The sequence below is a fragment of the Microbacterium alkaliflavum genome (assembly GCF_044325405.1).
Classification (GTDB): domain Bacteria; phylum Actinomycetota; class Actinomycetes; order Actinomycetales; family Microbacteriaceae; genus Microbacterium; species Microbacterium alkaliflavum.
The window spans coordinates 860660-882641 of the sequence record NZ_JBIQWL010000002.1; the positions used below are offsets into that span (position 1 = coordinate 860660).

Genomic DNA, 21982 nt, shown 5'->3' on the forward strand with positions numbered 1-21982 from the left:
GTCAGCGCTGAAAACCGCCGGCGACGCCCATCACCCGCCGTAGCGGCGATCGCGGGAGGTGTAGTCGCGGATCGCGCGGAGGAAGTCCACCTCGCGCAGATCGGGGCCGAGCGCCTCGACGAAGTAGAACTCGCTGTGGGCCGACTGCCACAGCAGGAAGTCGCTGAGCCGCTGCTCCCCCGACGTGCGGATGACCAGATCGGGATCGGGCTGGCCGCCCGTGTAGAGGTGCTCGCCGATCTGCTCGGGGGTGAGGCTCTCGGCGAGATCCTCGAGAGATCCGCCGTCCTTCTGGTGCTTCGCGATGATGCTGCGCACCGCGTCGACGATCTCGCCGCGCCCGCCGTACGCGACGGCGAGGTTCACATGCAGCCCCGTCTTTCCCTTCGTGCGCTCCTCGGCATCGGCCAGCACGCGAGCGAGGTCGGCCGGCAGCAGGTCGGCGCGTCCCACGTGCTGCACGCGCCAGTCGCGCTCGTGCGAGAGCTCGGCGGCGAGTTCGGCGATGATCTGCACGAGATCCTCGAGCTCTTTCGAGTCGCGCTTGCGGAGGTTGTCGTTGGACAGCAGGTACAGCGACACGACGCGCACGCCGATGTCGTCGCACCACCCGAGGAACTCGCGCATCTTGGCGGCGCCGGCGCGATGGCCGTGCGCAGCGGAGGCGTAGCCGAGCTGCTTGGCCCACCGGCGGTTGCCGTCGATCATCATCGCGATGTGCCGCGGCACCGCCTCGGGGGTGAGCCGGCGCCGGATCCGGTTGATGTACAGCCGATAGAGGGGCCCTCTTCCCTCGTTCGACGCGGTCACACGCCTACCGTACCGCTCGGCCTGCGGGCGCGTGCGATCGCGGGTCGTCGCGTACGACGTGCGGAATACGCGGAGCCGTAGGCTTCTCGCGTGGACCGTTCGCCCGAGACCCCGCCGACCGACGACGGCGTCGAGATGCCGCAGCTCCCCCTCCTCGAAGCGGCGGAGGCGAGCGCCCAGGTGGAGCTCAAGCCGTCGTGGCGCGGCTGGATCCATGCCGCGACCTTCCCCGTTGCGATCGCCGCCGGCATCGTCCTCATCGCGCTCGCGCAGGGACCCGCGGCGAAGTGGTCGTGCGCGGTCTTCGTGCTGACCTCGCTGCTCCTGTTCGGCAATTCGGCGCTCTATCACCGCTTCGACTGGCAGCCGAGGACGAAGGCGATCCTCAAGCGCATCGACCACGCCAACATCCTCCTGCTCATCGCGGGGACCTACACACCCATCGCGGTGCTCGCCCTCCCGACCCAGCAGTCCGTGATCCTGCTGTCGATCGCGTGGGGCGGAGCGCTCCTCGGCATCCTCTTCCGCGTGTTCTGGATCCATGCGCCGCGCTGGCTCTATGTCGCGCTCTATCTCGCGCTCGGCTGGGCGGCCGTGATGTACCTGCCTCAGCTCTGGCAGGCGAACGCCACGATGGTGATCCTGGTCGCCGTGGGCGGCATCCTGTACACGATCGGCGCCGTCATCTACGGGATGAAGCGGCCGAACCCGTGGCCGGGTCACTTCGGCTTCCACGAGATCTTCCACGTGTGCACGGTCCTGGCGTTCCTCTGCCACTGGACGGCGTGCCTGCTCATCGCCCTGCACCCCGTCTACCACGGGGCCTAACGCGCCCCGAGGCTAGCGCTGCGGGTCGATGTCCTCGTCGTCGGTGCGGCTGGCGCGCGTCGCGTCGTCGGCCTGGCGGGCGGCGGCCTCCTCGGCGTCGAGCTCCTCGTCGACCTCCGAGCGGATGCGCGCGCGGCGGATGCGCCGCATCATGTCCCATACGAGCACGATGACCGCGACCGCGAGGAACGCGATGGCCACGAAGCCCCACGGACCCGGTGTGACCAGGTCGGGATTCACCGCCGGGGTCGGGGTCGGCGTGGGGGTCGCGGTCGAGGCCGCACTCAAGAGTGCGACGAACGCTGCGTGCATCGGGTCCTCGTTCCGCGGAGCGCTTAGCCTGGAGTCTCCAGCCTAATTCGCCCGACAGGACCCCCATGACGACGCAGCAGATGCTCGACGAGCGATACGGCCGCAGCCGGCGCGGCGCGCCCCGGTGGGTGGTCGTCGCGGCGATCGCGGTCGCCGTCGCCGTGGTCGTCGCGTTCGCGTGGATGACTGTGGCCGGTTCCCTGTCGTCCGTCGACTCCGACACGACGGGCTTCCAGATCGTCGACGAGCACAGCGTCGTGCTCGAATTCCAGATCTCGGCTCCCGCGGGCGCGTCCGTCGCGTGCGCCCTCGAGGCCCAGGATGTCGAGCACGGCGTCGTCGGCTGGAAGGTCGTCGAGATCGAGCCGTCCGACACCCATGCGCGCGCGTTCCGCGAGACGATACCGACCGTCGCCGAAGCCACGACGGGTTTGGTCAACTCGTGCTGGGTGTCATAGTCTGACCGGACTGAAAGCAGAAGACGCCCTGGCCGGTGCCGGGGCGTCTCGGCTTATCCGCCTCCCTCCGGCTCGTCTTGCGGAGGGGCGTGGATCAGTCCGAAGATATCGCACTGAACAAGCACCGCCCTTAGAAAGAAGGAGACCGACGTGTCCAACGACGCTCCCGTGACCTTCCTCACGCAGGATGCCTATGACCGTCTCGCGACCGAGCTCGAGCAGCTCTCGACGACCGGCCGCGAGGAGATCGCCAAGCGCATCGAGGCCGCGCGCGAAGAGGGCGATCTGAAGGAGAACGGCGGCTACCACGCGGCGAAGGACGAGCAGGGCAAGCAGGAGGCGCGCATCCGCACGCTCCAGCACCTCCTCAAGACCGCGACGGTCAGCGAGGCGCCGGAGAGCACGGGCATCGTCGAGCCGGGCACGGTCGTGACGGCCGTCGTCGCCGGCGGCGAAGAGGTCTTCCTCCTCGGCAACCGCGAGATCGCGGCGAACTCAAAGCTCGACGTCTACAGCGAGGCTTCGCCGCTGGGCGCGGCCATCCTCGGGCTCAAGGAGGGCGAGGAGACGTCGTACACGGCGCCCAACGGCCGCCAGATCTCCGTCAAGGTCGTCAAGGTCGAGACGTACGCCGGCCAGTAGCGTCGAGACCTACGCCGATCCCCAGCACTTCGCGACGGGGCCTCGACACACCGTGTCGAGGCCCCGTTCGCGATATGTGCCGAGTGGTCAGTCGGGCATGACGGTCGGGCTGTAGCCCGCGTCGCGCAGCGTCGCGATGACGTGCGCGCGGTGCTCCTCGCCGCGCGTCTCGACGCTGANGACGGGGCCTCGACACACCGTGTCGAGGCCCCGTTCGCGATATGTGCCGAGTGGTCAGTCGGGCATGACGGTCGGGCTGTAGCCCGCGTCGCGCAGCGTCGCGATGACGTGCGCGCGGTGCTCCTCGCCGCGCGTCTCGACGCTGAGCTGCAGGATCACCTCGCTGATCTGAAGGCCCTGCCCGTGCCGCGTGTGCAGCACCTCGATGACGTTGGCGCCCGCCTGCGCGAGCAGTTCCGACACGCGGGCGAGCTGGCCGGGGCGATCGGGCAGCGGGATCTGCAGGGTCATGTAGCGACCGGATGCCGCGAGCCCGTGCGCCACGACGCGCTGCAGGAGCAGCGGATCGATGTTGCCGCCCGAGAGCACCGTGACGGTCGGGCCGGTCGCCTTCACCTTGCCCGCCAGGATCGCCGCGACACCCACGGCGCCCGCCGGTTCGACGACTTGCTTGGCGCGCTCGAGCAGGACGAGGAGCGCGCGGGCGATGTCGTCCTCCGTCACCGTCACGACCTCGTCGACGAGGTCCTGGATGATCGAGAACGGCAGGTCTCCGGGGCGGGCCACGGCGATGCCGTCGGCGATCGTGGGCCGGGTCTCGACCTCGACGGGATGCCCCAGTGCGAGTGAGGCCGGGTACGCGGCCGAATTCTCGGCCTGCACGCCGACGATGCGCACGCTGCGGCCGTCGGCGTCGGCACGGGCCTTCACGGCCGCCGCAACACCCGCCGCGAGCCCCCCGCCGCCGATGCCGACGAGCACCGTCTCGAGCTCGGGCAGATCGCGGTAGAGCTCGAGGCCGAGCGTGCCCTGGCCGACGATGATGTCGCGGTGGTCGAACGGGTGGATGAGCACGGCGCCGGTGCGCTCGGCGAATTCAGCCGCGAGACGCAGCGGCGTCTCGACCGTCGCGCCCTCGAGGATGACATCGGCGCCGTATCCGCGCGTCGCGAGGAGCTTGGGCACGGGCACCCCGAGCGGCATGAAGATCGTCGCCGGGATGCCGAGGGCCTGCGCCGCGAGCGCGACGCCCTGCGCGTGGTTGCCGGCCGAGGCCGCGACGACGCCGCGGGCCCGCTCCTCGGGTGTCAGGCGCGACAGGCGGTACGCCGCGCCGCGGATCTTGAACGAGCCCGTGCGCTGCAGATTCTCGAGCTTGAGGTGCACGGGCACGCCGAGGAGCTCGGTGAGGTGCTGCGACTGGTCGAGCGGCGTGCGGGTGATGACACCGGCGAGGGTGGCCGCGGCATCCTCGAATTCTGCGAGTGCCGGGACGGTGGCGGAAAGACTCAAGCGCGTCTCCTTCTCGGGCGAGGGACGGTTTCCCAGATGAGGTCGCCGTGGGGGCTCTCCCCCGTCTCCCATGCCCGTTCGCTGAGGTAGACCGCGACGACGTTGACGAACGCCGCCATCGGCACGGCGAACAGAGCGCCCGGGATGCCGGCGATCATGGCACCGCCCGCGACGACGAGGACGACGGCGAGCGGGTGCACCTTGACGGCGGAGCCCATCAGGAGCGGCTGCAGCACGTGTCCTTCGAGCTGCTGCACGCCGAGGACGACGGCGAGCATCCACAGCGCGATCCACGGCCCGTTGTAGACCAGCGCGAGGAAGACGGCGAGTGTGCCCGTCACGACGGCGCCGACGATCGGGATGAACGCGCCCAGGAAGACGAGCACGGCGATCGGGATCGCGAGGGGCACGCCGAGGAAGAACGCGCCGAGGCCGATGCCGATCGCGTCGATCGTCGCGACGAGCAGCTGTGTGCGCGCGTAGTTGACGAGCGTGACCCAGCCGGCACGGCCCGCGCCGTCGGCCGCGGGGCGTGCCTTGCGCGGGAAGAGCCGCGTCGTCCAGCGCCAGATACCCGCGCCGTCGGCGAGGAGGCAGAGCAGGATGAACAGCGACAGCACGGCACCGGTGGCGATGTGCCCGACCGTCGTGCCGATCGCGAGGGCGCCCGACCACAGGAGTCCGGCCTGCTCCTGCACGAACTGCCACGACTGCGCGAGGACGTCGTCGATCTGCTGCGGCGTGAGGTGCAGCGGGCCGTCGATCAGGTACTGACGCAGTCCTTCCACGGCGGTGATCGTGCGGTCCTGCACCGCCGACCATTCGCGGCTGATCTGCCACACGACGAGCCACAGGAGGCCGGCCACGACCACGAGCGCGCCCAGCGCGACGATCACGATCGCGAGCCATCGCGGGAAGCGATGCCGCAGCATCCAGCTGAACGCGGGCCAGAACAGGGCCGTCACGAGGATGCCGACGAGGAGCGGGATGACGAGGAGCTTGAGCTGGATGACGAGCCAGACACCGACGCCGATCGCGGCGGCGATGACGAGGAAGCGCCACGAATACGCGGTCGCGATGCGCAGCCCGTGTGGAATGGACGGAGCCAGATCACTCGAGACGACGCGGGTGCGGTCGCGCACGGCGTCGAACAGCGAACCGCGGGGCTTCTCGTCGGGGCCGCTCATCCGCCCAGTCTAGATGCCGCCGCGAACGGCCCCTCCGCGCCCGGTGCCGCTGTCCGAGGCCCTGGTTAGGCTTGCCGACGTGAAGGAGACGCTGAGCAGCGCCGAGGCACGGCGGGTCGCACTGGCGGCCCAGGGGTTCGCCCGCGCGCGCCCCGACTCCCCCGGTACGCGGCAGCTCAACCTCGCGATCGCGCGCATGGGCACCCTGCAGATCGACTCGGTCAACGTCTTCGCACGGTCCCATTACATGCCGCTGTTCTCGCGGCTGGGCGCCTACGACACCGAGGCGCTCGATCGACTGCTCTTCGCCCGGCGACCCACCTGGGTGGAGTACTGGGCGCACGTCGCCTCGTTCATCTCCGCCGCCGACTGGTCGCTCTTCGGCTTCCGCATGGACGAGATGCGCGAGCGCTACGCGACGCGCGACGGCGGCTGGTTCTCGTCGAACCGCGAGATCGTCGAGTGGGTCCGCGCCGAGCTCGCAGCGCGAGGGCCGCTGCGCCCCGCCCAGATCGAGCACGACGCCAAGGAAGCCCGCAAGGGGCCGTGGTGGGACTGGGACGTCGTCAAGCGCGCGCTCGAGCACCTGTGGGTGTGCGGGGAGGTCGCCATCGCAGGCCGGCGCGGCTTCGAGCGTCGCTACGGTCTGGCCGAGCACGTGATCCCGGCCGAGGTGCTGGCGACGCCGGTCGACCGCGCCGATGCCATCCGCGAACTCGTCCGGCGTGCGGCCGCGGCCTACGGCGTCGCCACGGCTGCCGACCTCGCCGACTACTGGCGCATCCGCGATCGCAAGGCGATCCTCGCCGCCCTCGGCGACCTCGTCGACGCCGACGAGCTGCGGCCCGTCACCGTCGAGGGGTGGACGACCGCGGGTCGGCCCTCGAAGGCATGGGTGCACGGCGATGCCGTCGTCCCCCGCCGGGTCGACGCGGCCGCGATCCTCACGCCGTTCGATCCCGTCGTGTGGTTCCGCGAGCGCGCCGAGCGTCTGTTCGACTTCGAGTACCGCATCGAGATCTACACGCCCGCACCCCAGCGCCGATTCGGCTACTACTCCCTGCCGGTGCTCGTCGGCGACGAGGTCGTGGGGCGCGTCGATCTGAAGGCGGACCGCGCCGCCTCGGCGCTGCTCGTGCAGTCCGCATGGTGGGAGCACGGTCGCCCCGCGGATGCCGCGGCTCGCCTTGCCGACGAGCTCCGCCTCGCGGCGGGCTGGCAGGGGCTCGAGACGATCTCCGTCTCCCGGTGGGGCGACGCCGTCGACGACATCGCCGACGTGCTGCGTGAGGCTCGCCGACACGAAGCCGGCCCCGGCGCGCCTGTGGCTCTCGCCGGCGACGAGCCCGATGGCTCTTCGCTCGGCGACGATGCGGACGGCTTCGCGCCGAGCGAGGGCGCCGACGAACTCCTCGACCTGACGGCCCGCGCGTGAGGCGCGGCGTCGTCGTCGCCGTCGCGATCGCCGTCGCGATCGTCGTGGTCGGCGGCGGCCTCGCCTGGTGGCTCCTGTCACGCCCCCCGGGTCCGGAGGACACGGCTCGGGGCTACCTCGAGGCGCTGGCGGCGGGCGACGCCGATCGGGCGCTGTCGTACGCGCAGCCGTCGGACGCCGACCTGAAGGGCGCGTTCGAGGGCGCTGACGAGTACCTCACCGAACCCTCGGTCGGGGACGTCGCGGACGCCGGAGACGAGGCGACCGCGGCGGTAACGTTCCGCCTCGACGGGAGCACGCAAGAAGCGACGCTCCCCCTCGCCCGGCACGACGGGCGGTGGGTCGTCGACTCCGGCGGATTCGGGGCGCTGACGGCGACCACGACGATCGGCGACCATGTGATCGTGGGCGACGCCGTCCTGCCCGCCGGCGAAGACCTGCAGCTGCTTCCGGCCGTCTACCCGGTGCACGCGGCCCCGAGAGGACTGCTCGACGGCTCGACGCCTGTCACCGTCCTGCCCGGTGCGCACGCGGACGCCGCCGTCGAGGCATCCGTCTCCCCCGATGCCACACGGCTCGCGCAGCAGCAGCTCGACGTCTACGCGGCGGACTGCACCCGCGCGGCGACGACCGTTCCCACGAACTGCGGCCTGCGCGTGCCGTGGGCGGCCGACCTCGCGACGCTCTCCTCGATCGTCTTCCGAGTCGAGCAGACGCCGCAGGTCGCGCTCGCACCCGACCTGCGCTCGTTCGCCGCGACGGGCGGCGTCGTCGTCGCCACGGCGACGGGCACGACCCGCGGGGGCGACGAGGCGTCGTTCACTTACAGCGCCGACGACTGGGCGCTGCGCGGCACGATCGCGCTCACGGCCGAGGGGATGACGCTCGCCGTCGGGTGAGGCGCGAACGCGGCATCCCGATCAGGGCTCGCCGCCGATCGTGTGCCGCGCCGACGCCTGGGCGCTGCGCGGCACGATCGCGCTCACGGCCGAGGGGATGCCGCTCGCCGTCGGCTGAGGCGCGAACGCGGCATCCCGGTCCGGACTCGCCGCCGATCGTGTGCCGCGCCGACCTCTGGGCGCTGCGCGGCACGACCACGCTCACGGCCGAGGGGATGACGCTCGCCGTCGGCTGAGGCGCGAACGCGGCATCCCGGTCAGAACTCGCCGCCGATCGTGTGCCGCGCCGACGTCTGGGCGCTGCGCGGAACGATCGCGCTCACGGCCGAGGGGATGACGCTCGCCGTCGGGTGAGGCGCGGGCGCGGCATCCCGATCAGGGCTCGCCGCCGATCGTGTGCGGCGCCGACGACTGGGCGCTGCGCGGCACGATCGCGCTCACGGCCGAGGGGATGACGCTCGCCGTCGGGTGAGGCGCGGGCGCCGCAGCCGAATCAGAACTCGCCCCCGATCTTGTGCAGTCGCTCGATGCGGTCCGCGAGGGGCGGATGCGTCGAGAACAGGCGCTCGAGGGCGTTGGGCCGGAGCGGGTCCGCGATCCACAGATGAGCCATCGACGTGTTCGGCCGCTTGAGCGGCTGCCCGTGCTCCTGCAGCTTCCCGAGCGCCGAGGCGAGGCCGTCGGGATCGCGGGTCGTCATGGCGCTCGTGGCATCCGCGAGGTACTCGCGCTGCCGAGAGATCGCGGCCTGCACGGCTCCCGCCAGGAGAGGCGCGACGATGGCGGCGACGATCCCGAAGATCAGGAAGATGAGCTGCGCCTGCGAGTTGCCGCTGCGGCGGCCCCCGCCGAAGAACGCGAAGCGCAGGAGCATGTCGGCGAGGATGCCGATGGCGACGACGAGGCCGAACACGATGAGCGAGACACGGATGTCGTAGTTGCGGATGTGGCCCAGCTCGTGTCCGAGTACGCCCTCCAGCTCGCGGTCGGTCATGAGCTCGAAGAGCCCCGTCGTGACGGTGATCGAGGCCTGCTCGGGCGTCCGGCCCGTCGCGAAGGCGTTGGGCGCCGCATCCTCGACGACGTACAGCTTGGGCATCGGCGTGCCGGTCGTGATGCAGAGGTTCTCGACGAGCCGGTAGTAGCGCGGCGCATCGGCCTGCGACACCTCGAACGCGCCCGCCATCGCGATGGCCTCGCGATCGGCGAAGAAGTACTGGAACGTCGCGTAGCCCGCGGCGAACAGCAGGATGAAGCCCGTCACCCACCAGTTGTTCCCCATGAGCCACCCCGCGAGCACGCCGACGCCGGCGATGAGCAGGATGAATGCGATGAGGATGAACCAGGTGTTGCGCTTGTTCCGCGCGATCGCCGAGTACACGACTCAGCCGGCTTGCGTCAGAACTGCACGCGCGGGGGCTCGGAGATCGCGGCCCCGTCGACGACCTCGAAGAACTCGCGCTCGTCGAATCCGAGGTTGCGCGCGAACAGGTTGTTCGGGAAGACCTTCACCTTGGTGTTCAGCTCCCGCACACCGCCGTTGTAGAAGCGGCGGGAGGCCTGGATCTTGTCCTCCGTGTCGACGATCGACTGCTGCAGCTGCAGGAAGTTCTGGCTCGCCTGAAGCTGCGGATACGCCTCGGCGACCGCGAACAGCGATTTGAGCGCCTGTTGCATATGCCCCTCGGCGACGCCCGCCTCGGCGGGTCCGCCCGCCGACAGCGTCTCGGCGCGGGCGCGCGTGACGTTCTCGAAGACCGCCTTCTCATGCGCCGCGTAGCCCTTCACCGACTCGATGAGATTCGGCAACAGGTCGGCTCTCCGCTTGAGCTGCACAGTGATGTCGCTCCACGCCTCGTCGACGCGCACGTTCAACTGCACGAGCGAGTTGTACGTCGACCACAGATAGATGCCGACGACGAGCAGCAGCGCGACGACGATCAGGACAGGGATCAGCCACTCCCACATAGGCCACATCCTACCCAGCGCCGCCCCGCTGGCCACGAACCGAAGCACTCTCTCAGCGACTACTCGCCGAGAACACGCTCGAGATAGGGGTTCTGGAACCGGCGCTCGGGGTCGAGCCGATCGCGAAGGGCCGTGAAGTCGTCGAAGCGCGCATAGCGCTCGCGCAGGATCGAGGCACCCAGCGTGTGCATCTTTCCCCAGTGCGGGCGCCCGCCGAACGACAGCATGATCTGCTCGACCGCTTCGAAATACTCGGCGGGGTCTTCGCGCCAGTACCGGTGCACGGCGATGTAGCCGGACTCACGGCCGTAGGCCGTCGACATCCACAGCTCGTCGGCGGCCGCGAAGCGCACCTCGACGGGGAACGAGATACGCCAGCCCTTCTCGTCCACGAGGGCACGCATCGCCTCGAAGGCGGGCCGCACGTTCTCGGCCGGCAGCGCGTACTCCATCTCGCGGAACCGCACACCCCGGTCGGTCACGAAGACGTGGGGCGAGGCGTCCGAGAACTCGCGATTGCCCCAGAGCTTCACCGACAGCCGGTTGATGGGAGCCGTTGTGGCGGGGATCAGCTTCGCCGCCTCGCACGCGAGCTGGTGCAGGCCGTTGCCGACGATCTTGTCGTCGACGATCTTGCTGAGCGGCGAGAGCGGCTGCCGCGGCGCGCTCGCCGGCAGACGCGTGTTCGTCTTCGTCATCGCGCGCTCGGTGTGGGGGAACCAGTAGTACTCGAAGTGGTCGGCCGCAGCGACGCGCTCGTCGAGGGCGCCGAGCACCTCGGCGAGGGGCTCGGGACGCTCCACGGCGTGGAGCACGAAGGCGTCGACGCACTGCACCGTGACCTCGACGAGCACGCCGAGGGCGCCCAGGCCGGGGGCGATGGCCGGCAGGAGCTCGCTGTTCTGCGTCTCGTCGACCGTGAGGAGCTCTCCGTCGGCCAGCACGATCGTCGCACCGACGACCTGCGTCGCGATGCCGCCGAAGCGCGCGCCGGTGCCATGCGTGCCCGTCGAGATGGCTCCCGCGATGGACTGCCGGTCGATGTCGCCGAGGTTCTCCATCGCGAGACCGTGGGGAGCCAGGAGCTTGGGGATCTGGTGCAGCCGCGTGCCCGCGAGGAAGCGGACGCGCTTGCGCTCGCGATCGACCTCGACGATGCCGGTGAGGTCGTCGAGCTCGAGCAGCGCGCCCGGGGCGACGGCGATGCCGCTGAAGCTGTGCCCCGCGCCGATCGCCTTGACGGTCATCCCGTTGCGTCCTGCCGCCAGCACGGCTCGGCGCACCGCATCGATCGAGCCGGGTCGCTCGACGCGCAGGGGACGCACGCGCTCGGACCGCCCCCAGTTCCGCCATTCGCCGCCAGGTCGGGTCACAGGAAGGCCTTCCCCTCGCCTCGATACGTCGGCACCTCGCCGACACGCCGGTCGCCGTCGACCAGCACGAACTTCTCCACGCGCTCCGAGAGCTCCCCGCTCTTCGCGTGCCGGAACCACACGCGGTCCCCCACCCGCAGCGAGCGTGCCGCGTCGCCGCGCAGCGGCGTCTGCACCTCGCCTGCCCCTTCGCGGGGCATCGTCGCGAGGCCCTCGGGCCACACGGGCGACGGCTGGCGGGAGGCGACGGGCGGGCCGGAGGCGATCCAGCCGCCGCCGAGCACGGTGACGATGTCGGGGGCGGGCTTGCGCACGACCTCCATCGAGAAGGCCGCGGCGGGGGCCGGGTCGAAGGCTCGGTAGCCGTCGAACAGGCGTCCCGCGAGCAGGCCGCTGCCCGCAGTGATCTCGGTGACCGCGCGATCGGATGCCGTGAGCTCGAGCGAGCCGGTGCCGCCGCCGTTGACGAACTCGAGCGGCGCGATGCGGTTCAGCGCGTCGACGATCGCGGCGCGGCGCTCGAGCAGCTCGTGGCCGGAGCGTCGCTGCATCCACCGGATGACGGCATCCCCCGATCCCGTCGCGTCGCCCTGGCCCGCGATCTGGGCCTCGTACATCATGAGGCCGACGAGCCGGAACCCGGGACGGTCGGCGATGAGCCGCGCGAGGTTCGCGACCTCGGCGGGCTCGTGGACGGGCGACCGGAAGACTCCGATGTGACCGAGCCCCGGCGCGCGCCAGGAGGCGTCGGCGTCGATCGCTACGCGGATCTCGGCGCGGCGCGAGGGCGGCAGCACAGCGTCGACGATCTCGAGCTGCGCGATGTCGTCGACCATGAGCGTCACGCGTGCGGCGGCGGCCTCGTCGGCTGCGAGGCGTGCGATGGCCGCGCGATCCACCGTCGGGTAGCCGACGACGACGTCGGTGCGCGTCTCGGCGAGCCAGAGCGCCTCGGGAAGAGTGAAGGCGAGGATGCCCGCGTATCCGGGCAGGGCGAGCGTCGCGTCGATGACCTCGCGGATGCGCACCGACTTGCTCGCGACGCGGATGGGCACGCCGGCGGCACGCACGGCCATGTCGAGCGCGTTGTAGCGCAGTCCGCCCAGGTGCAGCGCCGCAACGGGTCCGGACAGGTCGGCGATCGCCGCCGTCATGGCGCCCCAGTAGTCGGCGGGGCGCGACCAGGGCTGCGCATCGGCGGCTTGGGGCGCGGCGAGCAGATCGAGCGTCATCGGGGTTCCTCTCGCGCACACCTCCGTGCGCATCGGTACAGCCTAAAGCTCGGGATGCGGCGGCCCGAACCGCCTGTGAGGCCTTCAGCCGCGTGGGTGCGGACATTCACAGAAGAAACGCAGTTCCAGCGCATGTGAGACGCAGTGCCGGTACGCGCGCCGGGACCCGGGACCGCCTTCGGAGTGCCGAGGAGTACCCCCGCCGGGACTCGAACCCGGACTGAAGCGGGTTTAAGCCGCCTGCCTCTGCCGATTGGGCTACGGGGGCGTCCGCGTGCGCGGGCTTGTCCACACTAACCGGGCTGCGCCTCGGTGGCCGACCCTTCGGGGAGCGCCTCCCGCTCCGTCTTGGCCCAGCTCCGCCGTCCCGCGAGCTGGCGGATGAGCGAGGCGAACAGCACGGGGAAGATCATCCACGAGTAGATCGTGTACGGGATGACGAGCAGGATCGCGGTGAAGATCGAGTACCAGCGCGCCCCGCGCAGCGTCAAGGCGGCGACGCCCGGGCCGAACGCGATCGCGATGAAGAAGATGAGCGTCAGGAGATAGGGCGGTGTGTATCCCGCGATGTCGAACACCGTGAACAGGATCGACAGGAGGAACGCGAATCCGACCGTGAGCTGCAGCGGAGGCGTCAGGAGGTACCACACCGCGTCGATGTGCCCGAGCAGCGAGGTGCGGATGCGGCCCGCATGGCGCAGAAGGCCGAGCGCCTGCCAGTTGCCCTGGGCCCACCGCACGCGCTGGCGGTAGAGGCGGCGCAGCGAGTTCAGGCCCTGCTGATCGATCGTGGCCTCGTTGTTCTGCTCACCCTTCCAGCCCGCCTGCTGCAGCCGCACGCCGAGATCCTGATCCTCGGTCAGGCGATCCCTCCACGGCCCGCCGCGCTCCTCGTCCACGATCGTGTCGAGCGCGCTGAGCCTGTTGAACTGGCCGTTTCCGCCCATGTTGGCGGTGCCCCACCAGGCTCGGCCGGCCTGGAAGATGAGCCCGAACGTCGAGAACTCGACGTCCTGCCCCCAGGTCAGGAATCCCCGGCGGTTGTAGATGCGCACGAGCGTCTGCACGCCGCCGACGCTCGACTCGGTGAAGTCGACGGCGATCTTCGCGGGAGCATCCGGATCGAGGCGGCCATCGGCATCCACGACCCCGACGATGACGCGATCACGCGTGACGCCGGCGAACTCGGGGAGCGCGAGCACCGCACCCGCTTCGCGGTACGCGGCGTTGAGCGCGTCCGACTTCCCCGTCCTCGCTTCGGGCAGCGCGCGTGTGAGCACGTGCAGGCGCGGGTCTTCGATGCGGGCGAGGATCTTCCCCGTCGAGTCATCGGAGCCGTCGTCGATCACGAGGATGATCTTCCGGGCGGCGCGCGTCTCCTGCAGCCGTGCGACGGAGTCGGCGATCGTGACCTCTTCGTTGAGCGCCGGGACGAGGAACAGCCACACGAAGTCGTCGGGCGATGCCGTCCGCGCGCCGTCGCGCCGCCGCCGCAGGCGCCGCCGGAACCGTGCCGCGACGACGATGAGGGTCACGACCGAGACGAAGGAGAGGATGGCGACGACGAGCGCGATCGTGAACAGCACCTGCGCCCACAGCGGCACATCCGGGTACAGGGCGTCGACGACGTTCATGAGCCGTCCGTGGTGGTGATGACGGGCAGCTCGACCGTGGGGTCGATGATCGTGATCGCGGCGGTGTCGTCCTCGCGCACCAGTTCGAGCAGCTCGCTCGGGTCGTCGGAACCGGCGGCCCGCAGCACCTCGATGCGATCGAATGTCGGACCGTACTGGCGAGGCGCCGGCAGGTCGTCGAGGATGTGTTCGGTCGCCCGCAGGATCCGCTCGGCGGCTCGTCCGTCGCCGTACGGATTGGGCCTTCCCCGCCGCTGGGCGTACTCGTGGGGATCGTCGAGCAGCCGAGCGGCGGCCGTCACGATCGCGTCGACGCGCGTCCCGACGACCTCGAGCGTGCCGGCATCCACCCCCTCTTCCCGTTCCGTCGAATCGCGCAGGACGATGACAGGCGTGCCGAGCGAGGGCGCCTCCTCCTGGATGCCGCCCGAGTCGGTGAGCACGAGGTAGGCCCTCCGGAGCAGCTTCGCGAAGGCCGCGTATCCGAGCGGAGCGACGAGCGACACGTTCGAGACGTCGCTGAGCCGTTCGCGCATGACGGCGGCGACATCCGGATTGGGATGCAGCGCCACGACGAAGCGCACGTCGTGGTGGGCCTCGGCGAGCTGGCGGACGGCGGAGGCGATGCGGCCGAGCGGCTTGCCCCAGTTCTCGCGCCGGTGCGCCGTCACGACCACGAGGCGCGGGCCTCCGGGCGCCTCGAGGTCGTCGAGCCGGGGATCGCCGTACGGCGCGTCGAGCGTGGCGGCGAACTGCAGGGCGTCGATGCCGGTGTTGCCCGAGACGTAGATGCGCCCGTGGGAGACGCCCTCGCGGATGAGGTTGTCCCGGCTGCGCGATGTCGGCGCCAGGTGCCATGCGGCGATACGGCTGATCAGCTGACGATTGAGCTCTTCGGGGAAGGGTGACAGCGTGTTGGATGTGCGCAGGCCCGCCTCGACGTGGACGACGGGCATTCGCAGGTGGAACGACGCGAGCGCCGCCGCCGCGGCGCTCGTGGTGTCGCCGTGCACGAAGCACGCCCCCGGGTACCCCTGGGCGTATGGTGCGTCGGCGGGAATGACCGGCTCGCCGAAGCGCTCGCGGAAGAAGCGCTCCATCCCGAGCATGACGTCGGCGAACAGCTCGTTGAGCGAGCGGCGCCGGTCAGGAGCGGGGAAGGTCACGTCGGGCGCGATCCCGCCCAGCGCGAGCACCTCGGCCACCAGCACGGCGTGCTGCCCGGTCGACACGACGACGGGGTTCACGCTCGTGCTCCCCCGGAACATCCGGATGAGCGGGAGCATCTTGATCGCTTCGGGGCGCGTGCCCACGACGAACAGCGCGTTGGTGGGGACGGACGCCATGCCCTCAACATACTGATGCGGGCGCTCGCACAGCGAGCGCCCGCATCGGGAATCGAAAGAGTGTCGCGTCAGCGCGCGGCGGCGACCTTCTCAGGCTCGCCCGCCGGCTTCGCGTCGGCCGGCTTCGCCTCGACGGCGGGAGCCGGCTGCGGCGGGCGGGGACGCGCCGCGAACTCCTCGAAGACGTAGCGCGGGTTCTGCACGGTCTGCAGGTTGACCATGTCACGACGCAGCCAGAAGTTGTTCCACCAGCCCCACAGCACGCGCCACTTGCGCTCCCACGACGGCATGGCCAGGCCGTGGTAGCCGCGGTGCGCGAGCCACGCGATCCAGCCCTTGAGGGCGAAGTTGCCGGACTGGAACACGCCGATCCACAGGCCCAGGCCCGCGACCGCGCCGAGGTTCTTGTGGACGTACTCGCGGGGCAGCTCGCCGCGGAGCACGGCGACGAGGTTCTTCGCGAGGAGCTTCGCCTGGCGCACGGCATGCTGCGCGTTCGGCACGCAGTAGCCGCCCACGCCGCCGCCGGACAGGTCGGGCACGGCCGACACGTCGCCGGCCGCCCATGCGCCCTCGACGATCTCGTCCTCGGTGCCGACGCGGAGGTCGGCGCGCGTGCGGATGCGGCCGCGCTCCTCGACGGGCAGGTCGCCGCCGCGCACGACGGTCGGGTTGGCCATGACGCCGGCGGTCCAGATGATGAGGTCGCTCGGGATCACCTCGCCCGACGAGAGCTCGATGTTGCCGTCGACGGCACCGGTGACCTGCGTCTCGAGGTGCACGTAGGCACCGCGGTTGGCGAGGTTCTTCAGCACCCACTCGCTCGTCTTGAGCGAGACCTCGGGCATGATGCGCGGCATCGCCTCGATGAGGTGGAAGTGCGTGTCGTCGAACGTGAGCTGCGGGTAGCTCTCGACGAGCGACGATGCGAGCGAGCGCAGCTCGGCGAACACCTCGATGCCCGCGAAACCGCCGCCGACGACGACGACGGTGAGCAGGCGGTCGCGCTCGGGACCGGCGGGAAGCGTCGCGGCGCGGTCGAAGTTCGACATGAGGCGGTCGCGGATCGCGACGGCTTCCTCGATCGTCTTGAGACCGATCGCGTTGTCGGCGATGCCGGGGATCGGGAACGTGCGCGAGACGGCGCCGGCCGTGACGACGATCTGGTCGTACTGCACCTCGTAGGGCTCGGCGAGCTCGGGCGTGATCGTCGCGGTCTTCGTGGCGTGGTTGATGCCCGTGACCTTGGCGGTGACGACCGTCGTGCGCTTGAGGTGACGGCGGAGGGCGACCACCGCGTGGCGGGCCTCGATCGAACCGGCGGCGACCTCGGGGAGGAACGGCTGGTACGTCATGTAGGGCAGCGGGTCGACGATCGTGACCTCGGCCTCGCCCTTGCGCAGGTGCTTCTCGAGCTTCCAGGCAGTGTAGAAGCCGGCGTAGCCACCACCGACGATCAGGATCTTGGGCACAGTGCTAGTAGCGGTGCTGGTCACGGTGAGAGGAACTCCTCGCAGTTCATCGGCTCGGCGTGCCAGAGGAGCGCGCCATACGGATGCGTCGGACAGCAGCAGTGACGCCGAGCGCCACCAGTATAGCCGCCACGGTGGCAGCCCCGAGCGGCAGGGTGCCGTAGAGGAGCGTCTGTGTCGACGGCAGCAGCGGCGAGCCCGCCACCGTCACCGGATCGGCCGGCGGAAGTGGGTCGACCGTGACCGGCGACGCCGTGGGCTGGGGCGCCGGATCGACCGCCGCCCGGCGGTAGAGCCGGATCCAGTCCTCGAGGCTTCCCATCGGGTTGGTCGCGACCGTCGGCACCGACGCCTTGAGGGCGGCCTCGGCATCCACGAGTCCGTACCCGTAGAGCGGATCGGGGACGACCGTCGCGCCGGCGGCGGGACGCGCCGTCTTGATGATGCGGTTGATGACGTTGGCCGCGTCGAGGTCGGGATGCGCCGCCCGCACGAGCGCCGCGACGCCGGCGACGATGGGCGCGGCGCCGCTCGTGCCGTCCCACAGCACGAGGCTGCCGTCGGCGGAGACCCCGACGAGGTTCTCGCTCGGCGCCGAGACGCCGATCGTGATGCCCTGCGTGGATGCCTCGACGCTCGCCTTGCCCTGCGGGTCGACGCCCGCCACCGTCAGCACGCCCGGGATCGTCGCAGGCGCTCCGACACGCGTCGTGCCGCTCCCCCGGTTGCCGGCCGCGACGACCACGACGACGTCGTGCTGGAAGGCGTAGAGGAAGGCCTCGTCCCAGCTCTCGTCCCAGTCCGCGGTGTTCGTCGTGAGCGAGAGGTTGATGACCTTCGCGCCGTTGTCGACCGCCCAGTGCAGCGCCTTCGCGATCTGCTCGGTGAACGGCACGGAGGCGCCCGATCCGAACGCGACCGAGACCGAGAGCAGCTGCGCCTCCGGCGCGACGCCGATCATGCCCGTCTCGGGTCCGGTGCCGCGGGCGGCCGCGAGGGAGGCGACCCAGCTGCCGTGGTTGGCGTCGACGGCGCCGACGGGCGTGCGCCCGTCGGGCGAGCCCTGGCCCGAGACGTCGGTGCCGCCCGCGACGGCTCCGTCGAACTCGACCGGCCCCTTGCCGATGCCGGTGTCGACGATCGCGACCTTGACCCCGGCGCCGCGCGTGGTCGCCCACGCGTCTCGGATGCCGTACTCGTCGAGCCAGTATTCGGCCGCGCGGACCGGGTCCTCCGCTGCCGCGACGGGGTTCGCGAACGGCGCGGTCAGGGATGCCGGGTTCGCGAGTGGGCGTGCGGAGAGCGATGCCGGGGTCGCGAGTGTGCGTGGGGAGAGGGACGCCGGGGTCGCGAGTGTGCGTGCGGAGAGCGATGCCGGGGTCGCGAGTGTGCGTGGGGAGAGGGACGCCGGGGTCGCGCCCGTCGCGGCCGGCACGAGGCCTGCGGCGGTGGGCCCGAGGCCCGCGGCGGTCGGCGCGATCGTCAGCGCGCCCACGAGGATGCCCGTGAGCACTGCTGAGGACGCGGCGACGAGGCGCCTCACCCGGCGGTCCCCGCCTCTGCCGCGGTCGCCTGCTGCACCGCCGCCCCGGGATGGGCGCACACGCACCGCTCGGGCGACCACGTCGACAGCTCCAGCGCCCGGTCGCCGATGGGGTTCACGCCAGGACCTGCCGCCAGCGCATGCGCCGCGAGGGCGTGCAGGCACTTCACGCGCGTGGGCATGCCGCCTGCGGAGATGCCGTCGATCTCGGGAACCTCCCCGAACAGGGCGCGGTCGCGCAGGTAGGCCTCGTGCGCCGCGGTGTAGGCGGCGGCGACGTCCTCGTCGGCGAGCTCCTCCGCGAGGACGGGCATGACGTGCTCGGCCTCGAGCGTCGACACCGCCGCCGTCGCGGCGGGATGCGACAGGTAGTAGAACGTGGGGAAGGGCGTGCCGTCGGGCAGCCGCGGCGACGTCGCCGCCACGGTCGGATTGCCGCACACGCACCGCGCCGCGATGCCGACGACGCCGCGCGCGGGCCTTCCGAGCTGCTCGCGGAGCACCGCGAGGTCGGCGTCGCTGACGGGCGGGAAGGGCGGCGTGGTCACCGTGAAAGGCTATCGTCGCGCGCTGGGGATGGCCTGATCAGCCTGCAGCCGGCGTCTGCCCGGGCGTGCCGGTCGGCGTCTGGTCGGGCACGCCGATGCTCGGCGTCGTCGTGACCGTCTGGGCGAGGCCCGCCTCGGTCACGGAGCGCACGAGCTGCGTCATCCAGTCGGTCTTCGTCTCCTGGACCTTGTCGCTGACGGGCCCCTGCTCCTGGGGCACCCGCGCGGCCGTGAGGTCGTTGTCGACGAGGTACACGACCTCCCCCGGCTTGACGTAGTAGAGCCGCTCGCGCGCCTGGGTCGTGATGTAGGCGGGATCGCGCCAGCGCTCACGCTGCGCCTCGAGGTCTTCCACCTGATCCTTGCTGAGCTGCACGGATGCCGCGAGCGCCGCGATCTGCTGGCGCTGGTCGACGTACGTGCCGATCGTCGGCACGAGCACGAACGCGGCGAGCACGACGAGCCCGAGCATGATGACCATGAAGCCGGAGAGGCGGATGCCGCCGAGCCACTCCCGCACGTCGACCTGGCGCCGCTCGCGGACGGGCCGCTCCGACCGCGGCGGACGGCGGGTGCGGGAAGGGGGAGCCGTTCCTTCTGTCACGGCGCCCCCTTCCTGAAGCAAGCTGCTTCGCAGCGCGGTCCTCAGCGTCTCAGCGGCGCATCAGCCCTTGTAGCGCGGGAACGCTCCACGACCCGCGAACACCGCGGCGTCGCCGAGCTCTTCCTCGATGCGCAGAAGCTGATTGTATTTCGCGACGCGCTCGCTGCGGGCGGGCGCGCCGGTCTTGATCTGACCCGCGTTGACCGCGACCGCGAGGTCGGCGATCGTCGTGTCCTCGGTCTCGCCCGAGCGGTGCGACAGCATCGAGCGGTAGCCGTTCTGCGTCGCGAGGGCGATGGCGTCGAGGGTCTCCGACAGCGTGCCGATCTGGTTGACCTTGACCAGCAGCGCGTTGCCGACGCCGAGGTCGATGCCGCGCTGGAGGCGCTCCGGGTTGGTGACGAACAGGTCGTCGCCGACGAGCTGCACCTGCTTGCCGATCTTGTCGGTCAGGGCCTTCCAGGCATCCCAGTCGTCCTCGGCGAGTGCGTCCTCGATCGTGACGATCGGGTAGTTCGCGACGAGGTCGGCGAAGTAGTCGGTGAGCTGCTCGGCCGACCAGGCCTTGCCCTCGACAGTGTAGACGCCGTCCTTGAAGAACTCGGTCGCGGCCACGTCGAGGCCCACGGCGATGTCCTGACCGGGCGTGAAGCCGGCCTTCTCGATCGCCTTGATGAGGAAGTCGAGGCCCTCGCGGTTGCTGGGGAGGTCGGGGGCGAACCCGCCCTCGTCGCCGAGACCCGTCGCGAAGCCGGCTGCCTTCAGCTCGCCCTTGAGGACGTGGTAGACCTCGGTGCCCCAGCGCAGCGACTCGGCGTACGTGTCGGCGCCGATCGGGGCGAGGAAGTACTCCTGGAAGTCGATGCCGTTGTCGGCGTGCTCGCCGCCGTTGATGACGTTGAACAGCGGCACGGGCAGGATGTGCGCGTTCGGGCCGCCCAGGTAGCGGAATAGCGGCAGGTCGGCCGAGTCGGCGGCCGCCTTGGCCACGGCGAGCGAGACGCCGAGGATGGCGTTGGCGCCCGTGCGCGACTTGTTCTCGGTGCCGTCGGTCTCGATGAGGATCTCGTCGACGATGCGCTGCTCGCTCGCCTCGACACCCTCGATCGCGGGGCCGAGCTCGTCGATGACGGCGGCGACGGCCTTCAGGACGCCCTTCCCGCTGTAGCGCGACTTGTCGCCGTCGCGCAGCTCATACGCTTCGAAGGCGCCGGTGGACGCACCCGAAGGGACAGCCGCGCGCTGCACGGTTCCGTCGTCGAGGAGCACCTCCACTTCGACGGTCGGGTTGCCGCGCGAGTCGAGGATCTCGCGCGCGTTGACTGCCTCGATAAGTGCCACGGAGGACTCCTTGTTTCGTGGGAGGGCTTTGGATCACGGAGCGTCTTCGGTCCGTCAACGAGTGTAGTGATGACGGATGCCGCGGCCACAGGCCGCGGTCCGAAGAGTCTTCAGACGACGAGCGCGATCGCGACGCCGTCCCAGCCCTTCGCGTCGAGCGTCTGGATCGCCGTCGCGTCGAAGCGGGGGTCTCGGCCGAGCAGTTCGAGGCCTCGCTGCGTGCCGATCACCTGCGGCTCCATCGCCGCTGGATCGGCGACGCGCCCTCCCCGTCCGACGTTGTCGACGACCACCACGGTCCCCGGATGCCCGAGCCGCGCGGCCCAGTCGAGGTAGATCGTGTTCGACTCCTTGTCTGCGTCGATGAAGACGAGATCGAACGACTCTCCGCCCTCGAGGGTCGGCAGCACATCGGCGGCGCGGCCGAGCAGGATCTCGACCTTGTCTCCGACACCCGCACGGTCGAGGTTCGCACGTGCGATCCGGGCATTGCGCGGCTCCGCCTCGATCGTCACGACCCTGCCGTCGTCCGGGATGCCGCGCGCGAGCCAGATCGTCGAATAGGCGCCGAGCGTGCCGATCTCCAGCACCCGGCGCGCGTGCGACATGCGGGCGAGCAGGTGAAGGAGCTTGCCGTTGACCGGCGCGACCTCGATGGGAGGAAGCCCCGCGTCGTTCTGGTCGGCGACCGCGGCGTCGAGGGCGGGGTCGTGCCCGACGAGGGTCTGGGCGAAGTAGGCGTCGAGACGCTGCCAGGCGTCGGGGGTCGGGTCGGCCATGGCCTCAGCCAACCGTCGGCGCGCGCCGCCGTCAACCCTTCCGGCGCGGCGCGGCGCGGCGCGGCGCGGGCGAGTCGAGGCCCGGCGCGCGAGTCGAG

The 21982-nt window shown here is 70.9% G+C and carries 21 protein-coding genes and 1 tRNA gene; 5 read left to right on the plus strand and 17 right to left on the minus strand.

Annotated elements, in window-relative coordinates; genetic code table 11:
* Positions 1–30: 30 nt before the first annotated feature.
* Positions 31–810 carry an isoprenyl transferase gene (locus ACH3VR_RS09020; RefSeq protein WP_396640425.1) on the minus strand — a complete coding sequence of 260 codons (780 nt, stop codon included), beginning with the start codon at positions 808–810 and terminating at the stop codon, positions 31–33.
* Between the two features lie 135 nt (positions 811–945).
* On the opposite strand from ACH3VR_RS09020, the gene trhA reads away from it, so the two are divergent.
* A complete protein-coding gene (trhA, locus tag ACH3VR_RS09025) occupies positions 946–1638 on the plus strand; it encodes a PAQR family membrane homeostasis protein TrhA (protein WP_396640470.1) in 693 nt (230 codons plus the stop codon).
* A 12-nt stretch (positions 1639–1650) separates the two neighbouring features.
* On the opposite strand, the gene ACH3VR_RS09030 is transcribed toward trhA, so the two are convergent.
* On the minus strand, positions 1651–1950 hold the full coding sequence (locus tag ACH3VR_RS09030) for a hypothetical protein (RefSeq protein WP_396640426.1): 300 nt from the start codon (positions 1948–1950) through the stop codon (positions 1651–1653).
* 65 nt (positions 1951–2015) lie between these two features.
* Here ACH3VR_RS09030 and ACH3VR_RS09035 point away from each other — a divergent pair, with 65 nt between their 5' ends.
* Complete coding sequence (locus tag ACH3VR_RS09035; protein ID WP_396640427.1) at positions 2016–2408, plus strand: DUF4307 domain-containing protein; 393 nt, start codon at positions 2016–2018, stop codon at positions 2406–2408.
* 150 nt (positions 2409–2558) lie between these two features.
* Positions 2559–3050 (plus strand): transcription elongation factor GreA, encoded by a 492-nt coding sequence (gene greA / locus ACH3VR_RS09040; RefSeq protein WP_396640428.1) that lies wholly within the window; start codon positions 2559–2561, stop codon positions 3048–3050.
* Positions 3051–3284: 234 nt separating this feature from the next.
* On the opposite strand, the gene ilvA is transcribed toward greA, so the two are convergent.
* Both ilvA and ACH3VR_RS09050 read right to left on the minus strand, forming a co-directional pair.
* Positions 3285–4523, minus strand: coding sequence for a threonine ammonia-lyase (ilvA, locus tag ACH3VR_RS09045; RefSeq protein WP_396640429.1), 1239 nt, complete (start codon positions 4521–4523; stop codon positions 3285–3287).
* Positions 4520–5710: an AI-2E family transporter gene (locus tag ACH3VR_RS09050; protein ID WP_396640430.1), complete on the minus strand. Its 1191-nt coding sequence runs from the start codon at positions 5708–5710 to the stop codon at positions 4520–4522. Before ACH3VR_RS09050 ends, ilvA begins: the two co-directional genes overlap by 4 nt.
* A gap of 79 nt (positions 5711–5789) precedes the next feature.
* Here ACH3VR_RS09050 and ACH3VR_RS09055 point away from each other — a divergent pair, with 79 nt between their 5' ends.
* Both ACH3VR_RS09055 and ACH3VR_RS09060 read left to right on the plus strand, forming a co-directional pair.
* Positions 5790–7145, plus strand: a complete 1356-nt coding sequence (locus ACH3VR_RS09055; protein ID WP_396640431.1) for a winged helix-turn-helix domain-containing protein — start codon at positions 5790–5792, stop codon at positions 7143–7145.
* Complete coding sequence (locus ACH3VR_RS09060) at positions 7142–8044, plus strand: Rv0361 family membrane protein (protein ID WP_396640432.1); 903 nt, start codon at positions 7142–7144, stop codon at positions 8042–8044. The genes ACH3VR_RS09055 and ACH3VR_RS09060 overlap by 4 nt, the downstream gene beginning before the upstream one ends.
* 493 nt (positions 8045–8537) lie before the next feature.
* Here the strand turns inward: ACH3VR_RS09060 and ACH3VR_RS09065 are convergent, their stop codons facing one another.
* The 13 genes from ACH3VR_RS09065 to ACH3VR_RS09125 form a co-directional block, all read right to left on the minus strand.
* Positions 8538–9425, minus strand: a complete 888-nt coding sequence (locus ACH3VR_RS09065; protein WP_396640433.1) for a M48 family metalloprotease — start codon at positions 9423–9425, stop codon at positions 8538–8540.
* Between the two features lie 17 nt (positions 9426–9442).
* A complete protein-coding gene (locus ACH3VR_RS09070) occupies positions 9443–10012 on the minus strand; it encodes a LemA family protein (RefSeq protein ID WP_396640434.1) in 570 nt (189 codons plus the stop codon).
* A 59-nt stretch (positions 10013–10071) separates the two neighbouring features.
* Positions 10072–11385, minus strand: a complete 1314-nt coding sequence (locus ACH3VR_RS09075) for a D-arabinono-1,4-lactone oxidase (protein ID WP_396640435.1) — start codon at positions 11383–11385, stop codon at positions 10072–10074.
* Positions 11382–12617, minus strand: a complete 1236-nt coding sequence (locus tag ACH3VR_RS09080; protein ID WP_396640436.1) for a type III PLP-dependent enzyme domain-containing protein — start codon at positions 12615–12617, stop codon at positions 11382–11384. Before ACH3VR_RS09080 ends, ACH3VR_RS09075 begins: the two co-directional genes overlap by 4 nt.
* Positions 12618–12811: 194 nt before the next feature.
* Positions 12812–12885, minus strand: a tRNA-Leu gene (locus ACH3VR_RS09085).
* 25 nt (positions 12886–12910) lie between these two features.
* On the minus strand, positions 12911–14251 hold the full coding sequence (locus tag ACH3VR_RS09090; RefSeq protein ID WP_396640437.1) for a glycosyltransferase family 2 protein: 1341 nt from the start codon (positions 14249–14251) through the stop codon (positions 12911–12913).
* On the minus strand, positions 14248–15597 hold the full coding sequence (gene wecB, locus ACH3VR_RS09095; protein WP_396640438.1) for a non-hydrolyzing UDP-N-acetylglucosamine 2-epimerase: 1350 nt from the start codon (positions 15595–15597) through the stop codon (positions 14248–14250). The genes ACH3VR_RS09090 and wecB overlap by 4 nt, the downstream gene beginning before the upstream one ends.
* A gap of 68 nt (positions 15598–15665) precedes the next feature.
* Positions 15666–17069, minus strand: coding sequence for an NAD(P)/FAD-dependent oxidoreductase (locus ACH3VR_RS09100; RefSeq protein WP_396640471.1), 1404 nt, complete (start codon positions 17067–17069; stop codon positions 15666–15668).
* A 46-nt stretch (positions 17070–17115) separates the two neighbouring features.
* Complete coding sequence (locus ACH3VR_RS09105) at positions 17116–18612, minus strand: S8 family peptidase (RefSeq protein WP_396640439.1); 1497 nt, start codon at positions 18610–18612, stop codon at positions 17116–17118.
* Positions 18609–19160: a DUF501 domain-containing protein gene (locus tag ACH3VR_RS09110; protein WP_396640440.1), complete on the minus strand. Its 552-nt coding sequence runs from the start codon at positions 19158–19160 to the stop codon at positions 18609–18611. Before ACH3VR_RS09110 ends, ACH3VR_RS09105 begins: the two co-directional genes overlap by 4 nt.
* 37 nt (positions 19161–19197) lie before the next feature.
* Positions 19198–19764, minus strand: coding sequence for an FtsB family cell division protein (locus ACH3VR_RS09115; protein WP_396640441.1), 567 nt, complete (start codon positions 19762–19764; stop codon positions 19198–19200).
* A 60-nt stretch (positions 19765–19824) separates the two neighbouring features.
* Positions 19825–21105, minus strand: coding sequence for a phosphopyruvate hydratase (gene eno / locus ACH3VR_RS09120; protein WP_396640442.1), 1281 nt, complete (start codon positions 21103–21105; stop codon positions 19825–19827).
* A 110-nt stretch (positions 21106–21215) separates the two neighbouring features.
* Complete coding sequence (locus ACH3VR_RS09125; protein ID WP_396640443.1) at positions 21216–21884, minus strand: O-methyltransferase; 669 nt, start codon at positions 21882–21884, stop codon at positions 21216–21218.
* Between the last annotated feature and the right edge of the window lie 98 nt (positions 21885–21982).

Coding starts and splice junctions, on each gene's coding strand:
- trhA (WP_396640470.1), top strand. CDS start 946: ATGCCGCAGCTCCCCCTCCTCGAAGCGGCGGAGGCGAGCGCCCAGGTG.
- ACH3VR_RS09030 (WP_396640426.1), bottom strand. CDS start 1,950: ATGCACGCAGCGTTCGTCGCACTCTTGAGTGCGGCCTCGACCGCGACC.
- ACH3VR_RS09035 (WP_396640427.1), top strand. CDS start 2,016: ATGACGACGCAGCAGATGCTCGACGAGCGATACGGCCGCAGCCGGCGC.
- ACH3VR_RS09050 (WP_396640430.1), bottom strand. CDS start 5,710: ATGAGCGGCCCCGACGAGAAGCCCCGCGGTTCGCTGTTCGACGCCGTG.
- ACH3VR_RS09070 (WP_396640434.1), bottom strand. CDS start 10,012: ATGTGGGAGTGGCTGATCCCTGTCCTGATCGTCGTCGCGCTGCTGCTC.
- ACH3VR_RS09080 (WP_396640436.1), bottom strand. CDS start 12,617: ATGACGCTCGATCTGCTCGCCGCGCCCCAAGCCGCCGATGCGCAGCCC.
- ACH3VR_RS09090 (WP_396640437.1), bottom strand. CDS start 14,251: ATGAACGTCGTCGACGCCCTGTACCCGGATGTGCCGCTGTGGGCGCAG.
- wecB (WP_396640438.1), bottom strand. CDS start 15,597: ATGGCGTCCGTCCCCACCAACGCGCTGTTCGTCGTGGGCACGCGCCCC.
- ACH3VR_RS09125 (WP_396640443.1), bottom strand. CDS start 21,884: ATGGCCGACCCGACCCCCGACGCCTGGCAGCGTCTCGACGCCTACTTC.